Genomic DNA, 18353 nt, shown 5'->3' on the forward strand with positions numbered 1-18353 from the left:
TTGCCGCATCCGCTGGGGCCGATGATCGCACCGCCACAGGGATCCTGGGACGACCACTAACGCTCCGGCCAGGCTGGAGCCCGGGTTGGCGAATACGCGGGAGTTGTGCGCGGGCACCTGGCCGTATCCGGTCAGGTGCCCACCGTTTTGTGCAGCGTTCTCGCAGGTCACATTGGCAATCTCCGTGCATGCACCTGCCGTTGGTCACCTGCGTAGGTCATTCGGGACTCACGATCATCCTCAACGAATAGACACTTTAAGTAATTGATTGGATACTCAACGTGTTCGAGATTCCTTGACCCTCCGCCGCCGGAGTCCAGGGCGCCATGCGTTTCTGCAACGCCCTCCTGACACCGACGGCGCGGGGTCACCGAAGAAGGGGAACATATGCCGTCGAAGAAGACCGCCGCCGTGGCCCTGGCCATGGCGACCACCGCGAGCTGCTTTGCCTTGGCCGGGGCGGCCAGTGCCCAGAGCGCGCAGACCCCTGCCAAGCCGGGCGCAGCGCGGGCCGCCGCACTGCCGCCGGGTTACCAGATCGTCGCCCTGCCGAACGCCAACGTCCCCAACTTCCAGCGCCGGACCCTCTACTGCCCCGGTAGCAAGCACGTCCTCGGAGGCGGCGGCGAGGCGCAGGGCAACGGCGCCATCCTGGTCGGCTCCTTCCCGACAACGGACGGCCGCGGCTGGATCGCGCTCGGCCGCCAGATCGGCTACAACGACGTCGGCATCAGCGTCTACGCGATCTGCGCCGACTAACGGATCCGCTCCTACGCCGGTCCCGAGCCGCTACCTCATACGGCCGGGACCGGTCGCGTCCGTTTCCCAAGCCACCTGGCCATACTTGAAGGCGTTCGGCGACCGGCGGGCCACTGGGGCCTCGGTCAGGAAATGGAATGTCCGAAACTGTCGTATCGGTGCGGTGTTTTCGGTGCCGTTCTATTCTGGCCCGTACGCATCGATCCCCATTTCCATGCCGCTCAAGGAACTCCAGTTGCCGCCGGTGTCGTGGATCCTCGTGTTGTCGGGCTCGGCGTCCAGCGGAAGGTGCAGGAAGCCGGCCAGCCGCTCCAGCGACCGTTCCGGGCGTTTCATGTAGGTCTCGTAGCGGAGGACCAGGTGCGGCAGGCCGTAGGTGTTGACGGTGCGGAGGGCGTCCACGTAGGTGTCACGCCAGATGCCCGCGCCCCGCCACAGCGGTTCCCCCGTCCGGTTCCGGTGGCTGAGGGCGAAGGCGATGGGGTTCCGCGCCGTGACGATCACGTTCACCGGTGCCCGGTTCGCCGGGTCGGCGAACTGCTGCTCGACGGCCTGCCGGAGCCAGGCGACGTACTTGCTTCCGTCGACGACCACCGGAACGCCCAGTGACAGGGCGAACCGCCGGTGCATGCCGAGGATGTCGTCGTACGACACCCGCTCCCGGAGCGCGTCCGTGAAGTGCCGGCACTCCCTGCCGAGCAGTGAGCAGGGCCCGCAGCCTTGACCGGAGTCCGGCGGCGACCGCAGCTGCGCGGGCCGAGTTCGGTGAGGGTACGGCTGACGTTCACCGCGGCTTCGGTGCACTCGATGTCGGTGAGCCGGACACCGACGCGTACGGCGCCTCCCTGGTGATGGCGGAGTCGCCCAGGTCCTGGAAGAGGCGGCCGGGCCACCAGAACCAGCGGCCGAGGTCCAGCGCCAACGCGGGGACCAGGATGGTGCGGACCAAGAAGGTGCCCAGCAGGTCATTACTGCTGTCCTGTGGATGCGCGGGACGCGTGGCGGGGGCAGAGTACGACGTCACGGTCGGGCATGACCCAGATATCGTGATCCGCAATTGTTCACCGGGCGGCATGATTGTCTGCACGAATCGGGTGTTTCTCCGGTCTGCGGGGTGAATGGGTGCAGGCGTTGCGAGCCGCGGCGCTGGTCGGCGCGGAGGTGGACGAGCCGCCCTACTGGCTGGCGACCGAGTACATACCCGGGCCGACGCTCGCTCAGGCGGTCGCCGCCCATGGAGCGTTCTCGCCGCGGGCCGGGCTCCGGCTCCTCGCGACGCTGGCCGAGGCGGTCGCCGACGTGCACGCCGTGAATGGTAAGAGAGCGGCGAACGCCGGGACGAGAACGGGACCCAGTCTGCGCATCGGCCCGGCCTAGGGCGACGACGCAGCCGTGCAGGGACGCAGCCGCCCATTCGCGCTCGCCGGTCTCGTGGCGGCGAGCATCACTGCTCGGCGGCGGGCACGGGCTTGCGGGGCTTCGCCGGCGCGCCCCGGACGGCCGCGTGGACGAACTCCGCGACGTTGTAGCCGAGGACGCTCGCCACGTCGGCCAGCCCCGGAGTGCTGAGGACCGCGTTGGCCTCACCGGCGTCCAGGCCGCGCCGCCAGCGGGTGTCCTCCCGGGGCTTCTCGTCGTTCCAGTACGCCCGCGCATGCCTCACGAAGTCCTCCGCCTCCGCGCGCCCGGGACCGTCGAGCCGCCGGATGTAGCCCTCCAGTTGCTCCTTCCCGACGTACGGGACGAAGGAACTCCAGTTGCCGCCGGTGTCGTGGATCCTCGTGTTGTCGGGCTCGGCGTCCAGCGGAAGGTGCAGGAAGCCGGCCAGCCGCTCCAGCGACCGTTCCGGGCGTTTCATGTAGGTCTCGTAGCGGAGGACCAGGTGCGGCAGGCCGTAGGTGTTGACGGTGCGGAGGGCGTCCACGTAGGTGTCACGCCAGATGCCCGCGCCCCGCCACAGCGGTTCCCCCGTCCGGTTCCGGTGGCTGAGGGCGAAGGCGATGGGGTTCCGCGCCGTGACGATCACGTTCACCGGTGCCCGGTTCGCCGGGTCGGCGAACTGCTGCTCGACGGCCTGCCGGAGCCAGGCGACGTACTTGCTTCCGTCGACGACCACCGGAACGCCCAGTGACAGGGCGAACCGCCGGTGCATGCCGAGGATGTCGTCGTACGACACCCGCTCCCGGAGCGCGTCCGTGAAGTGCCGGCACTCCCTGCCGAGCAGTGAGCAGGGCCCGCAGCCTTGACCGGAGTCCTTGTGGCTGTACCCGGGCATCTGCGTGAAGTTGTTCAGCTCGCCGACGTAGTGGGCGCCCCGGATCCGAGTGGTCATGTCGCGCCCGAGCAGGGTCGAGCCCGAGAACAGCGTGCCGACGACGAAGACCGAGGTCGGCGGGCGGTCCTGCCCGTCGCGGAGCCTGGACCGGAAATTCGCGAGCCGGCCAGGCTGAACGGGGGCCCCTTGCTTTTCAGCGTCCATGTTCACGCCCACGGGAAAGATGAGTACCAGCCGGCCGGAACGAGATGACCGTGCAGAGCATTGTGCACGCTACCGCCGTCCACTGCGAGCGTCTCCGGCGATCACCGGCTGCCAGGGTCCGGCCTCTGGCCGGCTCTCCGCAGGTCCGCCCGGCGTGCTCCCGTTCAGGAGACGTGTCGGCGTGCTGTGAGGTCGGACTGCGCAGGTCGCGTATCGCCACGGTCGGCGGAAAGCCGTGCGAAGGCGTGCCGGAGGGTGGCGCTAATGGATATGTGCTCGTCGAGGCCGGTTCGTTGCAGCATCTGGTGGCATAGCGGGCTCGGACGGCTGACCACCAGCCGGTGGTCGCGCGCCGTCGTGGCCTTCCAGATGCCTACCAGCGCCGCGAGGCAGGAGGAGTCGCAGAAGGTCACGTCCTGCAGATCCAGGATGATCTGCCGGGCGGTAATACAATGGGAAATCGTGCGTTCACGGAATGCGTTCGCCGTGAGATGGTCGATTTCGCCGCCTACTTTGATGACAAGGCACGAATCCCGGTGTTCGACCTGTAGCCGGACCCGGCCGTAGGGGTCGTGCCACGTTTGCACAAGAGCGCCTGAATTCTCGTCTCGCATCGCTTCCATCGCCGTAATCGACCTCCTGTTACGTCAACGCTACCCGCGGGAGATTCGAACAATCATGCGGGGGGTCGACACGCCTCCGGCCTCGCCAGGCCATGAGCGGACCTGCGACCAGCGGACCCGGCAGGCCGCGGCGGGTGCGCCGGTCTCGCGGGCAGGGACGGGCGCTTCCTTGCCTTCCGTCAAGTATCTTCGTGTTGTTACGGTGTGATGTGGGGGGTAGCTTCCTCGTTTGGCGGCTTTTCTCAGGAAGGGAAGTGGTCTCGCCGCAGCCTCTGTAGTGATGGAACTCACTCAAAGCACTGATGGTCCTCCGGATGTTTTCGACTCGGCCCTGGGCTCTGCACCGTATCCGGTGCTCGCCGTGGACGCGGCGGGGGCCGTCACGCGCCTGAATGACGCGGCTCGCTCATTGCTCGGCGTGGTGCCGGGCGGGGTCCTGGACGGCCGGGCGCCGGGGTGGCTGGCGAAGGCCCACCACGCGTTGGCCGACACTCCTGCCCCTGATCGCGCGGAGTCCGGCCGCTCCCTGCCGGAGCCGATCGCGCACGGTTCGGTCGGCGACCGGTTCTTCGCGGCCCATGCGGTGCCGGACGGAGGACCCGCCGGCGTGATCCCAGGCCACTCGGCCGGGACGATCTGGTGGCTGTTCGATGTCACCGAGAACCGGCGCCTGGCGCGGGAGCTGGCCGCCGAACGTGAGCGCACGTCATTCCTGGCGGACGCGTCCAGCCAGTTGCTCGCGTCGCTGAATCTGGAGCGGTGCATGGAGGTGACCGTGCGGCTGGCCGCGCGGCATCTCGCCGACGCCGCATTGGTGATCGCTCCCGGATCCGGGCGGTCCCATCCCGTGTCCTACTGCGGCCCGGACGGCGAGGTGGAGCATCAGGAGCTTCTCGTGGATCCGGAGGAGGTTCCGGGGCTCGCGGAGGCGATGCAGGGGTTCCCGCCGGTGCCGTCACGCTGGATCGACCCTGCCGCCGCGCCCGCCTGGGTCGCCCGCGAGCACCTGGGCGAGCTCGCCGCCATGGTGGTGACCGCGCTGCCCGGACACGGGATTCCGGCCGGGGCGCTGATGCTGCTCCGGCGGGGCGGACGGGGCGCGTTCTCCGAGAGTGAGGAGATGGTGGCGCGCCTGTTCGCGGCGCGAGCCGGTGCGGCCATGTCGGCCGCCCGCGTGTACGCCGAGCAGGCGTCCATCACCGACACGCTGATGCGCGAGTTGCTGCCGCCGCGGACGATCGACCTGCCCGAGGCGGAGCTGGCGGCCCGGTACCGGCCCTCGGGCGACGGCGAGCGGGTCGGAGGCGACTTCTACGATCTGCATCCGGCGGCCGACGACGCCGGTGCGGCGCCGGAGTCGCTGGTGGTCCTTGGGGACGTGTGCGGCAAGGGGCTGGAGGCCGCGGTCCTCACCGGCAAGATCCGGAACACGTTGCGCGCTCTGGTACCGCTGACCAAGGACCACCAGCGCGTACTGGAGCTGCTGAACGGGACGCTGCTGCACAGCGACTCAACCCGATTCGTCACCCTCGTACTTGCCTCGCTCCACCAGGAGGGCGGGCGCGTGCGACTGCGGTTGACGAGCGCGGGCCACGCCGCTCCGCTGATCGTGCGTGCTGGCGGCGAGGTCGAGTCCGCCGACACGCGTGGCTCGCTGATCGGGGTGCTGGAGGAGATCACGTCCAAGACCGCGACGGTGCTGCTGGAACCGGGCGACACGTGCCTGCTGTACACCGACGGCATCACCGAGGCGGTCGGCGGCCCGCTGGGCGACGAGATGTTCGGTGACGAGCGACTGCATGAGGAACTGCGAGGCTGCGGCGGGATGCCGCCGGAGGCCCTGGTCGAACGGGTGCACATGCTCGCCGCGGAGTGGGTGGGCGCCGGCGTGCACGACGACATGGCCGTGATCGCCATCGCCGCTCCGCGGCGCAACCACCTCAGTGCAGTCGGGGGCCAGGGACCTGGGAGGTACACCGCGTGATCCGCACCGCAGGGGAGCCGCCCCCCGAGTTCGATGACCGGGCGAGAGCGTTCTGGGACGCGATCGTCGGCGGCGACGAGTACGCCGCCGCCGACGCGATGGCGGCGGCCCTGGACGAGGGAGCCGCCGCCGAGACGCTGCTGCTGGAGGTCATCGCACCGCTGCAGGCCCGAGTGGGTCGCGAGTGGGCGGCGAACCGGCTCACCGTCGCGCAGGAGCACACCGCCACCGCGATCAACGAACGGGTGATCGGGACGATGGCGCACCATCCGGCCGTCCGCCGGGGCATGCAGGAACATCGCGGGGCACCGCGCGGCCGGGTGGCGGTGGCGTGCATCGACGGCGAGTGGCACGCGCTGCCCGCCCGGATCCTGGCCGAGGTGCTGCGGCTGCGCGGTTGGCAGGTCGATTACCTCGGGGCCCAGGTGCCGACGCCGCACCTGATCTCGCACGTGCACCGCACGAACCCGGCGGTGGTGGCGCTGTCGTCCTCGATCGCCACCCGGCTGCCGGCCGCGCACGCCGCCATCACCGCCTGCCAGGTGACCGGGACCCCGGTCATGGTCGGCGGTGCCGCGTACGGGCCGGGCGGCCACTACGCCTCCCTGCTCGGCGCGGACGCCTGGGCTCCCGACGCCCGCGCCGCCGCCGCCCGGCTGGCCGAGGGGCCGCTCCCCAAGCCGCCGCTCGTCCACCAGGCCGTCGACGACCTTCCGCATCTCGCCGATCAGGAGTACACGCACGTCACGCGGACGGCGCAGGGGCTGGTGCGCCACGTGCTGGCCGGACTGCAGTCCCGTTTCCCGGCGATGGCGGACTACACCGACCGGCAACGGCGCCACACCGCCGAGGACATCGCTCACATCGTCGACTTCCTCGGTGCCGCTCTCTATGTGGACGACCCGGACCTCTTCACCGGATTCGCCGGCTGGATCGCGGGGATCCTGGCCGCACGCGACGTGCCCCCTCACAGTCTGCTGCCCGCCCTGGATCTGCTGGCGGACCAGCTCGTCGACTATCCCCGCGCCACGGACCTGCTGTCGCGCGCGCGGGACACCGTGCGGTCGGGGCTGCCGGAACCCACCGGGACCCCGTCCGAGGGCGAGAGCGGCATTTTCAGAGAGAGGACTGCATGACGGCCTTTGTACCCGATGTTCCGTTGCGGGTTTTCGCCGCGGTGGCCGGAGTGCGATCGCTGCGGATCGAGATAGAGGGCGTGCTGGACTTCCGCACTGCCGACACGCTGGTGACCGCCGTGAGCGCGCATCTGGAGGACAACCCGGGCGCCGATGAGCTGGAACTGGTCTGCACCGAGATGGGCATGTGCGATTCGTCCGGTCTGTCTGCCCTGCTGATGGTCCGGCGCCGTACGGCCGCGGCCGGCGTCCGCCTCCGCCTGACGGACCGGAGCCCGCAACTCGACCGGCTTCTGGATCTGACGGGGACCCTGCACCATCTCACCGGCGAGGCGGCCGAAGCGCGGGAGGGGCACGACCAGGAGCTGCCGCAGCAGTGACTCGACGCGGGTGCGGCCAGGTCTCGCCGTAGTGGGCTCGCCGCCCCTGCCGCCGCCTCCGTGGAGCGCAGGCACGTGCACGCCCCAAGCACACCTTCGACAAGGCCTGACTACGGCAGGCTCCCCCAGATCGAGGACGTGCATTCTGACCGATTCGACATCGCGTGACTTTGCGCGGGCATTGATGTCGGTGGGGCGACACGCCCCGACACCAATGCCCGCCAATTTACCCTTCAGCGCGTTCTAGGGTCGCATGTGGTGACAAGACCTCCGCCACCCACAATGACTCTCTTCACGTCCGGCGGCGCTTTTGGTGCCGGCGCTTAGGGGCGGAGCGCTGGCGCGGCGGCTTCTTACGGACGGGCTGTTGTTGGGCGTTGCGGCCACGGGAGCTGTTGGGGGTGCGGCCGCGGACGATGCCGATCAGTTCCTCCATGAGGTCGGTCGTCACGGCCTCAAGCCAGGCCAGGCCGATCTGGGACTGAGGAGCGTCGGTCACGGTTCGGTAGGTGAGGTCTTTGCGGTGGTGGAGGCGGGCCAGAGACTGCGGAAGCAGAAGGGTGCCGGCCCCCGACGCCACCAACCCGATCGCATCAGCGGTGTTCTCAGGACGGGTGAAGGCAGGCTGCCCGGGGCGGTCGCCCCAGGGCAGGACATCGTCGAGCGGCTCGAACACGTCCTCGTCGGCGAGATCGGCAAGCTCCACCTCCTCCACCGCGGCCACCGCGTGGTCCTTGGGCACCACCACGACGGTGGTCTCCAGGTACAGCGGGATCACATGGAGGCCCTCGCGGTCGACGGGTAGGCGTACGAACGCCGCGTCCACGTCACCCTTCCGCAGCAGGGGGACACCTTCGGCGGCGGGGATCTGCACCAGCCGGAGCGGCACATCTCGCACCCGCTCGGCCCACACCCCGGCCCACTTCCCCGGCGTCACCCCCGGGACGTAGGCCAGCCGGAACTCACCTTCGGTCACTGCCTCAGCCTAGTCACGTCCGGGCCGCCCCCTTCCGCTGGCTACCCTTGAGGTCATGAGCACGTCCAAGGCGAAGGCCCCGCAGACCATGAAGTCCGCGACCGCGGCCAAGAAGCTGGGGATCCTGCTGTCGGCAGCGCCCACCGAGTTCCAGGAAGGCCCTGTCTCCCGGGACGAATTGAACGCGCTCCAGGCTGACCCGCCCTCCTGGCTCGCCGACCTTCGCCGCGAGGGCCCCCACCCCCGCCAGGTCGTCGCCGCCAAGCTGCGCGTCTCCGTCTCAGGTCTGGCCCGCGCCGGCATCACGGGCCCCCTCACCACGGCCGAGATCGAGAACCTGAAGGCCGAGAACCCCGACTGGCTAGAACGCGAGCGGGCCATCCGAGCCAAAGTCCGCGAAGAGGAACTCCGTCTCAAGCAGCAGCGCGCCAGCGCGAAAAACATCGCCGGCATGTAGCGGTAACACACGCCGCGCCCCCGAGACGGGCTTCGGGGGCCGTCATCGACCGCGGTCAGATCGCGGTGGCCACCTTCCACGCCGAGTGGATCGCGCCCTCGATGTAGTTGACCTCCTCGGCGTCGCCGACGAGGTGGACCTCTATACCGGCCTGGGTCAGTTCTTCGGCGAGCGGCGCCGCCGCCGAGACACCCGACGCTACGACGACCATGCTCGCCGGCGCGGACTGCGGCTTGCCTTCGACCGTGAACTCGACGGTCGTGGGGGTGATGCGCTCGACGGTCGCGTTGCGGTGGATCTTCACGCCCAGCTCGTTGGCGTGCTTGACGGCGGTCCAGCGGCGGGGCATCGCCATCGGCACCCCGAGCTGCCGGCCTTCCGCGACCAGGGTCACCCGACTGCCGCGCTCGGCGAGGAACTCCGTGAGTTCGAGACCGACGAGCGAGCCGCCGATGACGACGACGTCCTTGCTCATCGGCAGGAACTTGAGGAACCTGCGACTCATGTCGCGAATCCTGGAGGGGCTCTTGGTGATGCCGGTGAGACCGCCGAGCCGGCCGGCGACCCGCAGGAACAGCGGCTGGTCCGAGAGGTCACCGGTGCCGGTCATCAGGCCGCGCAGGCTGTCACCGGTATGCACGTGGGGCAGGTCGCCGCCCGGGACGCTCGGACGTCCGCGCACGGCACCCGTGGCGACGACGACGGCGTCCGGCGCGAGGGCCTTGATCGTCGCGGCGGTGGCCTCGGTCTTCAGCCGGACGTCGACACCGGCCCGCTGCACCTCCTGGGTGAGCCACTTCAGCAGGCGCTCGTTGTCGGGGGTGGTCAGCGTCGAGAACCACAGCGTTCCGCCGAGACGGTCGCTCCTGTCCAGCAGGGTGACGCGGTGGCCGCGTTCGGTGGCGACACGGGCGGTCTCCATGCCGCCCGGTCCGGCACCGACGACGACGACGTGCTTGGGGGTCGTGGTGCGCGGGAACGGCAGCAGCGTCTCGTTGCCCAGCGCGGGGTTGACCGCGCACAGCGGGGTGGCGTCCCAGAAGTTCTCCTGCACGCACACGTAGCAGTTGATGCACGGGCGGACCTGCTCACTGAGGCCGGCCTTCAGCTTGTTGACCAGGCCGGGATCGGCCAGCAGCTGGCGGCCCATGGCGACGAAATCGGTGTGGCCCTCGGCGATCATCCGCTCGCCGACCTCGGGCAGCATGCGGCCGACGGTGATGACCGGAATCGACACCGCGCGCTTCACGGCCGCGGCGTTGGCGGTGTAGAAGCCGACCTTGTTGGGCAGCGGGCCGTCGGTGAAATTCGCGAAGGCGTTCAGCGCGGTGCCGGTGACGTGGACGGCATCGGCGCCCGCCCGCTCGAACATGGCGGCGGCGCCGGCGGCCTCGTCGGGCGTCAGCCCCTCGGACTCGCCGTACTCCTGGCCTGCCAGACGCACGATGACGGCGAGGCTGTCACCGACTTCTTCCTTGACCGCGCGGATCACCTCGCACGACAGCCGGGCCCGGTTCTCGAGCGACCCGCCGTACTCGTCGGTGCGCTGGTTCGAGTAGCGGCTCAGGAAGCCGCCGAGCACGTAGTTGTGGGCGCAGTGGATCTCGACGGCGTCGCCACCGGCGGCCTTCACGCGGCCTGCCGCCTCCGCGAACATCCGGATCAGCCACGCGAGGTCCTCGTGGGCGGCCTCACGGTGGGTGGCCTTCTTGCCCTCCTGGATCGCGGCCATCTTCCCGAGTTCCTCGGGGGTGCAGTCGATCAGCATGCTCAGGTCGCTGGGAGGCTTCGGGACGGACGGCACCAGCTGCGGCCGGCCGTCGAGGGTGTCGATCCGGGCGACCTTGCCGTGGTGCACCATCTGCACGCACAGCTTGCTGCCGGCCTCGTGGACGGCGTCGGCCAGCGCCTTGAGGCCGGGGATGAACCGATCCTCGGACAGGCCCGGCTCCTTGCGGCTGGTACAGCCCGCCGGGTAGGCGACGGCACAGCAGCCCGTGATGATCATTCCGGTGCCGCCCTCGGCGCGGGCCGCGAAGTGGTCTATATCGGCCTGGTGAATCTCGCCGTCCTCGCAGAGGTTCATGTCCATCGCGGGAAGAACCACTCGGTTGGCCAGCGCGACGGGACCGATCTTGCCGGGCGAGAGGAGGGCCGGGAACGTTTGCTGTCGGGTCACCACCAGCAGGACGCTAGGTCGCAAGACCGATCGCTGCTGACGCCTTCTCGCTCAGCGAGACGTCCTCGGGGGCGCGGCGGCGCCGCGGTGGGACGACCCACCGCGACGGTACCGTCCTTGCCCGCCCCCGAACTCGTCCTGGCTGAACCGGCTCGGTCCGCGGTAGCCCTGGAACCGGAGACTCCGGCGGGTCAGGAGGTCAGCAGCCGGGCACGCAGAGCCGCGACGGTGGCGTCGCTCAACTTCAGGCCGTTGCGGACGTAGCCGTCGAAGCTCCCGTAGGCCTGGTCGACCTCGTGGAACGCCTCGTCCAGCCAGGCGGACTCCACGGCGTCGGGCCGTCCGAGGTAGGTGTTGCTGGCCATGTAGTCCTGGTACACCGTCGCCTTCGGGACGCCCAGGATCGTCAGCAGCACCGCCGCGCCCCAGCCGGTCCGGTCCTTCCCCGCGGAGCAGTGGAACACCGTCGCGCCGGGGTTGGCGGCGATGGAGGTGAGCAGATCGTGGTAGGCGCGGCTCGCGCCGCTGAAGTCCACCATGAACGGGTAGGCGATGGACTGGCCGAGGTCGGACGACCCGCTCACCAGCCCCATCAGGAACCCGTACAGCAGGCTGGCCAGCGCCGGGTTGGCGAAGGAGATCCCGTGCGTCAGGTCCTCGACGTCGGCGACCTTGTAGGCGATCCCGGCGGGCAGCAGGTCTGGGTCGTCCGAACGTTCCTTGTAGTTGCGCAGGTCCACGGCCAGGGTGATGCCGAGGCCGAGCAGCGTCTGCTGGTCGGCGGCCGACAGGTGGGCCAGGGAGTTGGAGCGGTAGACGACGCCGGTGCGGACGTGGTGGCCGTCGGCGGTCGCGTAGCCGCCGAGGTCGCGGAAGTTGGCGGCCGTGGCCAGCCGGGGCGCGGCGGCCGGGGACGCCTCGGCCGCCACCCGGTTCGGGGCGTCGGCCAGGGCGGGCGGGGCGGTCAACGCGCCGGCCAGCAGGGCGGTGCCAAGCAGGACTGCGGACGTACGGGGGGTGCGCATGAGGATCCTTGTCGGACGGCCCCGGCGGGGGATGGGCGTGACGCCGTCATGATGCTGTCCGGGCGGCCGGGGATGAACTGGCAGGCCCCCAAATCTTCCCGGCGCCCATTGTGCGGGGCGACAACGGCCGCGCCCCGGCTGCCCCCCGCGCCATTACGCGCGGGTGGTCCTGCGCGTAGGCGTCCGCGTTGACCGCCAGGTCGCCTACCCGCGAAGGGTGCTGGTGAAGCCTTGGGTGACCGAGCGTTGGATGAATGCGTACAGCAGGAGGACGGGGACGAGGGCGATCGTCGCGCCGGCCAGGAGCAGTGGCCAGTCGGTGGAGAACTGGCCGACGAAGGAGTAGACCGCGACGGGCAGGGTGGCCCGGTCGGTGTCGCCGACGAACACCACCGCGATGAAGAAGTCGTTCCATACGAACAGGCCCGTCAGCACCGCGACCGCAGCGGTCACCGGACGTACCAGGGGAAGCGCGATCTGGGTGAAGATCCGTATCGGGGACGCGCCGTCCACCAGGGCCGCCTCCTCGTAGGCGGTCGGGAGTGCCCGGAAGAATCCGGTGTAGAGGAAGACCGCCAGCGGCATCTGCAGCCCGGTGTAGACGAGCACCAGCCCGGCCAGCGTTCCGGCCAGGCCGGTCTCGACCATGAAGACGTACAGCGGGATCAGGCCGAGCTGGATCGGCAGGATCAGCGCGAGCGTGAACAGGCCGAAGATCAGGCTGGAGAGCCGGGAGCCGCGGCGGGCCAGCGCGTATCCGGCGGGCGCGCCCGCGGCCACGAGCAGCACCACCACCGTGACGGTGGCCAGCGTGCTGTTGAGCAGCGCCTGCCCGAACGACACGGTGTCCCCGCCCGCTTGCCCCCAGGCCCGGGAGAAGTTGCCGGCGGTGGGACGGGCGGGCGGAGCGAACGGCGAGCCGGTCGTTTCCCCGGGTGTCCGCAGCGCGGTCGTGATGACGAAGTACATGGGCGCCAGGACGGGAGCCGCGGCGATCCAGAGGGCGACCTCGCGGAACGTCGACCAGCGCGTGTAGCGGTGCATCAGGAATCCTCCGTGCGGAGCGCCCGGAGCTGGCCGGCGGCCGCGACGCATACGACGCCCACCAGGAGCAGGGCGACCGCGGCGCTGTAGCCGTACTGTCCGTTGACGAACGCCTGCTTGTAGACGTAGGTGCCGAGGGTTTCCGTCTTCCCGGAGGGACCGCCCCCGGTGAGCGCCATCACCTGGTCGAACAGGGTGAACGACAGGATCGTCGACAGCGCGACGCCGATCGTGATCGCGGGCCTGAGCTGTGGCAGGACGATGTGCCAGAAGAACCGCCAGGGCCCCGCGCCGTCGACCATCGCCGCCTCGCGAATCTGGGCCTGTATCCCCTGGAGCCCGGCCATATAGATCAGCATGTGGTAGCCGGAGAACTGCCACACCATCACGCAGACGATCGCCGGCAGCGCCGTCTCGGGCTTGGCGAGCCAGGGCTGCGCGGCGGCGCCGAGCCCGAGGGCCTCCAGCGCGGCGTTGAGAGGGCCGTGCGTATCGAGGATGAACTTCCAGACGTACGCCACGACCAGCGGGCTCACCACGGCCGGCAGGAAGAACAGCGTCCGCAGCACGTTCCGGGTCCGCGGTGTGCGCTCCAGGCCGAGGGCCAGGCCGAGCCCGACGGTGTTGACCCCGGCCACGTAGCAGATCACGATCACGAGGGTGTGGGCCAGCACCCCGGCGCCTTCCGGCCTGGTGAAGAACTCGGCGAAGTTGCCCAGCCCGACCCATCTCGGGGCGGTCAGCCCGTCCCATTCGGTGAAGGCGTAGAACGCGCCCAGCAGGGACGGGCCGAGCAGTATCGCCGAGCACAGGGCGCCCGCCGGCGCCACGAAGACCCAGGGCACCCGGCGCGTCGAGGGGGCGGCCCGGCCGGCCCCGGCGGTTCGCCGGACTCCGGCGGCCGCCTCCAGGTGCGGTTTGCGCCGCCGTACCGACGTCACCACGGTCTCGGCCTTACCGAGCTCGGTGAAGCGGCGGCCGGTCCGTGCGGGCGGGTGATCGTGTCCGTCATCGTCTCTCCCCACCGGTCCTTACGGCGCCTGCTCGGTCCAGGCCGCGTCCATGGCCTTCAACGTCGGCTGCTGGTCCTTCTCGCCGAGGAGGATCTCGGTCAGGCCGTTCGCGTACTGCGTGCGGACCTCCGGATTCGGCCAGTGCTGGTCCATGATCGGGGCGGTCTTGCCGGCCCGCAGGTACGGTCTCAGCGCCTCCGCGTAGTCCGGCACGTCCGGCCCGTGCGCACCCACGGGGATGGCGGGGACGCTGGCGTCCAGCCGGGCGTACCGTTCCCGTCCCTTGGCGTAGAAGTCGAGGAACCTCTTGGCCAGCCCGGGGTTGCCGGCCTTCTTCGGCACCACGAGGCCGACCGCGGGCCCGATGGGGATCCGCACCTTGGCCGGGTCGTCGCTGCCGGGAAAGGGGAACATCTTGAGCTTCAGGTTCGGGTCACCGGCCTGGAACAGCTGCAACGTCACCGTCGTCCCGACCGCCATCAGGGCATCGCCCTTCGCGAAGGACTGGGCCGCCGCCTCACGGCTGGAGCCGGCGGCTCCCTTGTCGAAGCAGCCGGCGTCCTTCATCTGCTGGAAGCGCTCCATCGCCCGGCGCCATCCGGCGGTGTCGGCGAACGTCGTCCCACCTGCCAGGCGGCGTTCGCCGAACCGGGGGTCGTCGGCGAACACGTCCGAGGCCGCGAGCGCGAAAGCCACGAAGACCGTCAGGCCGCCCCCCTCCTGCCCGGTCATCGCGAACGCCACCTTCCCTCTTCCCGCGAGGGTCCGGCACAGTGTGAGGACCTGGGAGAACGTCGTCGGAACCGACACCCGTTCCCGGTCGAGGACCGCCGGGTCGTAGAACGTCCCGATGGCCTGCGAGCTCACCGGGTAGACGAAGGTTCGTGTCCCGTCGCCGGTGATGCGCCGGTCGGCCTCGAGGATCTCCCTGGTCCACGGGCTCGCGCTCAGGTCGAGGAGCAGGTCCCTGTCCGCGAGCGAGGCCGAGGCCGAGGACTCGCCGTAGCCCGGCAGGGTGGTGACCACGTCGGGCGGCCTGCCGGTGCTCAACCGCCTGCGCATGCCCTGCAGGTGCTGGTCGAACGGGGCCTTCTTGACGGTGACGGTGACGCCGGGATTGGCGGCGCGGAACTCTCGCACGACGGTGTCGATGGGGTCGTTGGGCGCCCCGGAGATCGTCGAGATCTCGAGGGTGTCGGCGTCGCCGGCCCCGTTCCCGCATCCCGTCACCAGCAAGGGCAGCGCCAACGCGCCGCATGCCAGGATGCGGGACCCGCGACTCATCGCCTGCCCCTTTCCGTGGTCAGCATCAGCTTGTGACGGCCGTGCGCCACCTCGATCACGACGTGCCCGGCGGTGCGCCGGGCGCTCCGGATCCCTCGGCTCGCGGCGATGTCGGCGAGGCCGTTCGGGGTCCAGACGCGGTCCTCGCCCGCCGTCAGGACGGGTGTTCGCGCATCGGGGGACAGCGGCAGCCACACCTCGCCCACGCTGGTCGCGGGAACCTCCAGGTCCATGCGCAGTACGCCGGCGTCGGCCCGCCAGCCGACGACCGCGTCGCCTCGTACCGTCCGCACCCGGGCGGACGCGGAGGTCATCCGGTGCGTCAGCGCGGGCTTCACCCTGATCCGCTGCCATCCGGGCGCCGCGGGCGCCAGGCCGGCCACGTCGTTGTAGAGGAACTTCTCGATCGCCGCCAGCAACTTCATGTTGCGGCTGAAATGCTCGTCGCCGCCCCAGGTTTCCCAGAGGGTCGTCGCCCCGTTGACCACCTGGTACGCCCAACCGGGAAACGCCGGCTGGGTGGCGATCCCGTACATCACGTCGGCCGCGCCGACGTCGCTGAGAACGTGCTGCAGCGCCGCGGTGCCCATGGTCCCGGTGTTCAGCCGCCCCCCGTCGCGATCCTTGATCTCCTCGATCAGCGCGCGGACGACCCGGTCGTGGTGCTCGGCCGGCACCAGGCCGAGCCACAGGGACAGCGCCTGTGCGGTCTGCGATCCGGAGGCATAGCGGCCGGAGGCCGGATCGAGGAAGCGTTCGTTGTACGCGGTGCGGATGGCCTCGGCGAGTTCGCGGCAGCGGATGGCGTCGACGTGGCGGCCGATGGCCTCGGCGGCATCGGCGACCATCGTGGCCACCGCGTGGAACCACGCGGTCGAGGTCAGCGCGATGGGGGTCCGCTTGGGTTCGACGCTGCACGTGCCGTCCGGCTGGGGCTCCATGTGGTCGCCCCAACCCTCCTCGATGATGAAGTCGTCGGCGCGGGAACGCAGGAAGTCCAGCCCGTGGCGCATCCGCTCGTAATGGGCCTCGAGAATGGACCGGTCACCGTAGAAGCGGTAGAGGTTCCACACGATGCTCGTGTACGTGGTCATCGTGAAGTCGGGTTTGTCCATGTACGGCCAGAAGATCTTCGTGAAGTCCTCCCCCTCCTCGTCCATCTCACCGGCGGCGCCCTCGGGGATCGAGTCGGCCAGCCGGCCGCGCCACATGATGGGGCAGATGATCGGGAACCGGCCGTCCGGAAGCTGCGCCCCGGCCAGATCGTCCAGCCACTTCAGCCAGAACCCGAGCGAGTCGAAGCAGTAGAGATAGTCCTCGATCGTCCAGCCGGGATCGCCGAGCCAGCCGACCCGTTCGGCCCGGTCGGCCGCATCCTGCGGAAACCCCTGGAGGCTCGCGCGGAGGCTCCACACCACGTTGGCGTGGATCCGTTCGACCATCGCGTCCGAGCAGTGGAACTCGCCCGGCATCTCCACGTCGGAGTGGACGACCCGGGCCTCGATCCCATGCACCGTGACCTCGGGGTCGGACACGCTCACCTCTGCGTAGCGGAAGCCGTGCAGGGTGAAGCGCGGCTCCCAGACCTCCTGCTCCCCGGCACCGGCCGGAGAGCCTCGCAGCACGTAGACGTCGGTCTGCCGCGCCGGCATCCAGGGCGCGAGATTGGCGGAGGAGTCCAGCGCGCCGGCGGCGTCCACCTCGCCCGCGTGCCGCACCGTGATCTCCGCGCCGGCGGGCCCGCTCACCCGAATCCTGGTCCAGCCGGAGACGTGCTGGCCGAAGTCGACGACCCGGCGGCCATCGCGATCGGAGACCGTACGTTGCGCGGCCCGCGTCTCGATGACCCGGATCGGCGCCATGAGCTGTGCGCGCGGCGTTCCCGCCGGGGCGGGCCTGGTGATCGCCGGCCGCCACTCCGGGCCGCCGGCGAATCCGGGACGATCCCACCCGGGGAGTTCGCGCCGGGCGTCGTGGCGCTCGCCGTGGGTGTAGTCGTTGTAGAGGACGGGGCCGGGCGCGGCGTGCCAGTCGCCGTCCGAGACCACCGTCAGCCTGCGGCCGTCGTCCGTCTCGATCTCGATCTGCAGCAGCGCGGCCGGGCGATCCCCGAGCGGGGTGCGAGGGAACGGCCTGGGTCCGAGGTCGTCCTCGGCGCTGTACCAGCCGTGTCCGAGGACGAGCCCGACCGCGTTGACCCCGGCGGCACCGTCCGCGCCGCCCACCACCAGGTCGGTGATGTCGTACGTGGAGTACAGCACCCGCGGGCAGGCGATTCGCACGGCTTCGCCCTCGCCGTCGACCAGGCCGGGGTCATGGTCGTAGTCGGTGGGGGCCGGATCCAGGACGTGGTCGCCCACACGCCGCCCGTTGAGCCGCATCTCGTAGTAGCCGAGCGCGGCCACGTAAGCACGGGCGCGGCGGACACGACCGGGCACCTTGAACTCGGTCCGCAGCAGCGGTGAGGAGATGCCTGCCTCGGCAGCGATCCACGTCGCGTGCCAGTCCTCCTGGCCCAGCGGGCCCGTCTCGAACGGCGCCGCCGACGCCCACGGCCCGGGGTCGCCGTCCGCCCCCCACAGGCGCACGGTCCACCAGTAACGGCGCCCGCCGGTCAGCGGCCGCCCGGCATAGGCGACGCCGTTCACCTGGTCCCCGGCGACCCGGCCCGAATCCCAGAGGTCCGCGCCGGCGGGGGTGAGCGACCCGGGGTCCCCGGCCACCAGAAGCTGGTAGGCGGTCTGGTCGCCGCCCGGTCCTGCGGGGACCCAGGAGAACATCGGGTGGGCGGTGCCCACCGCGAGCGGATCGGCCAGGTGCTGGCAGCGTAGCCGGACCGCCTTAAGGGGACCGGACGGGGCGGGGCGGATGTCGTTGACGTGATGAGGGTTCGCCATGGGGGGCCTCCATCTCGTTGTGCGCCGGCAGACGGGAGGTGCGGGTGCACGGAAGGAACTGAAGAGTTCGCTGCTGATCGGTCCGGACGTGGCCGGGCGCGGAGGTTCGGGCCCCTC

At 70.4% G+C, this 18353-nt stretch carries 17 protein-coding genes; 6 read left to right on the forward strand and 11 right to left on the reverse strand.

Annotated elements, in window-relative coordinates; translation table 11 throughout:
• The first annotated feature begins 387 nt into the window (after positions 1-387).
• Positions 388-759 carry a hypothetical protein gene (locus SM418_RS11920; protein WP_371940530.1) on the forward strand — a complete coding sequence of 124 codons (372 nt, stop codon included), beginning with the start codon at positions 388-390 and terminating at the stop codon, positions 757-759.
• Between the two features lie 180 nt (positions 760-939).
• On the opposite strand, the gene SM418_RS11925 is transcribed toward SM418_RS11920, so the two are convergent.
• Together SM418_RS11925 and SM418_RS11930 are read right to left on the reverse strand one after the other, a co-directional pair.
• The gene (locus tag SM418_RS11925) at positions 940-1413 is read right to left on the reverse strand and encodes a hypothetical protein (RefSeq protein ID WP_371940529.1); all 474 of its coding nucleotides are present in this window, start codon (positions 1411-1413) and stop codon (positions 940-942) included.
• A gap of 130 nt (positions 1414-1543) precedes the next feature.
• Positions 1544-1783, reverse strand: a complete 240-nt coding sequence (locus SM418_RS11930) for a hypothetical protein (RefSeq protein ID WP_371940528.1) — start codon at positions 1781-1783, stop codon at positions 1544-1546.
• A gap of 98 nt (positions 1784-1881) precedes the next feature.
• Here SM418_RS11930 and SM418_RS11935 point away from each other — a divergent pair, with 98 nt between their 5' ends.
• Positions 1882-2136 (forward strand): hypothetical protein, encoded by a 255-nt coding sequence (locus SM418_RS11935; protein ID WP_371940527.1) that lies wholly within the window; start codon positions 1882-1884, stop codon positions 2134-2136.
• A 67-nt stretch (positions 2137-2203) separates the two neighbouring features.
• On the opposite strand, the gene SM418_RS11940 is transcribed toward SM418_RS11935, so the two are convergent.
• Together SM418_RS11940 and SM418_RS11945 are read right to left on the reverse strand one after the other, a co-directional pair.
• Positions 2204-3238 (reverse strand): hypothetical protein, encoded by a 1035-nt coding sequence (locus SM418_RS11940; RefSeq protein ID WP_371940526.1) that lies wholly within the window; start codon positions 3236-3238, stop codon positions 2204-2206.
• 164 nt (positions 3239-3402) lie between these two features.
• Positions 3403-3861, reverse strand: a complete 459-nt coding sequence (locus tag SM418_RS11945) for an STAS domain-containing protein (RefSeq protein ID WP_371940525.1) — start codon at positions 3859-3861, stop codon at positions 3403-3405.
• Between the two features lie 352 nt (positions 3862-4213).
• Between SM418_RS11945 and SM418_RS11950 the strand changes: the two genes are divergently transcribed.
• The 3 genes from SM418_RS11950 to SM418_RS11960 are packed head-to-tail and all read left to right on the forward strand — an operon-like array spanning position 4214 to position 7361.
• A complete protein-coding gene (locus tag SM418_RS11950) occupies positions 4214-5845 on the forward strand; it encodes a PP2C family protein-serine/threonine phosphatase (RefSeq protein ID WP_371966068.1) in 1632 nt (543 codons plus the stop codon).
• Positions 5842-6981, forward strand: coding sequence for a cobalamin B12-binding domain-containing protein (locus SM418_RS11955; protein ID WP_371940523.1), 1140 nt, complete (start codon positions 5842-5844; stop codon positions 6979-6981). The genes SM418_RS11950 and SM418_RS11955 overlap by 4 nt, the downstream gene beginning before the upstream one ends.
• Positions 6978-7361 carry an STAS domain-containing protein gene (locus tag SM418_RS11960; protein ID WP_371940522.1) on the forward strand — a complete coding sequence of 128 codons (384 nt, stop codon included), beginning with the start codon at positions 6978-6980 and terminating at the stop codon, positions 7359-7361. Before SM418_RS11955 ends, SM418_RS11960 begins: the two co-directional genes overlap by 4 nt.
• Positions 7362-7653: 292 nt before the next feature.
• Here SM418_RS11960 and SM418_RS11965 read toward each other — a convergent pair whose 3' ends face one another.
• Complete coding sequence (locus SM418_RS11965) at positions 7654-8337, reverse strand: LysR family substrate-binding domain-containing protein (RefSeq protein ID WP_371940521.1); 684 nt, start codon at positions 8335-8337, stop codon at positions 7654-7656.
• A 55-nt stretch (positions 8338-8392) separates the two neighbouring features.
• Here SM418_RS11965 and SM418_RS11970 point away from each other — a divergent pair, with 55 nt between their 5' ends.
• Positions 8393-8794, forward strand: coding sequence for a DUF5997 family protein (locus SM418_RS11970; RefSeq protein ID WP_371940520.1), 402 nt, complete (start codon positions 8393-8395; stop codon positions 8792-8794).
• Positions 8795-8849: 55 nt separating this feature from the next.
• Here the strand turns inward: SM418_RS11970 and SM418_RS11975 are convergent, their stop codons facing one another.
• The 6 genes from SM418_RS11975 to SM418_RS12000 all read right to left on the reverse strand — a co-directional run bounded on the left by SM418_RS11975 (position 8850) and on the right by SM418_RS12000 (position 18236).
• A complete protein-coding gene (locus tag SM418_RS11975; RefSeq protein ID WP_371940519.1) occupies positions 8850-10973 on the reverse strand; it encodes an oxidoreductase in 2124 nt (707 codons plus the stop codon).
• A 191-nt stretch (positions 10974-11164) separates the two neighbouring features.
• On the reverse strand, positions 11165-11998 hold the full coding sequence (locus SM418_RS11980) for a tyrosine-protein phosphatase (RefSeq protein ID WP_371940518.1): 834 nt from the start codon (positions 11996-11998) through the stop codon (positions 11165-11167).
• Positions 11999-12202: 204 nt separating this feature from the next.
• Positions 12203-13042 (reverse strand): carbohydrate ABC transporter permease, encoded by an 840-nt coding sequence (locus tag SM418_RS11985; protein WP_371940517.1) that lies wholly within the window; start codon positions 13040-13042, stop codon positions 12203-12205.
• Entirely contained in the window at positions 13042-14067 is a 1026-nt protein-coding gene (locus SM418_RS11990; protein WP_371940516.1) for a carbohydrate ABC transporter permease, read from the reverse strand. Before SM418_RS11990 ends, SM418_RS11985 begins: the two co-directional genes overlap by 1 nt.
• A 6-nt stretch (positions 14068-14073) precedes the next feature.
• Positions 14074-15339, reverse strand: coding sequence for an ABC transporter substrate-binding protein (locus SM418_RS11995; RefSeq protein ID WP_371940515.1), 1266 nt, complete (start codon positions 15337-15339; stop codon positions 14074-14076).
• Positions 15336-18236: a family 78 glycoside hydrolase catalytic domain gene (locus SM418_RS12000; RefSeq protein ID WP_371940514.1), complete on the reverse strand. Its 2901-nt coding sequence runs from the start codon at positions 18234-18236 to the stop codon at positions 15336-15338. Before SM418_RS12000 ends, SM418_RS11995 begins: the two co-directional genes overlap by 4 nt.
• Positions 18237-18353: the final 117 nt, after the last annotated feature.

The organism is Actinomadura chokoriensis (genome assembly GCF_041463665.1).
In the GTDB taxonomy this organism is placed as follows: Bacteria; Actinomycetota; Actinomycetes; order Streptosporangiales; family Streptosporangiaceae; genus Spirillospora; species Spirillospora chokoriensis_A.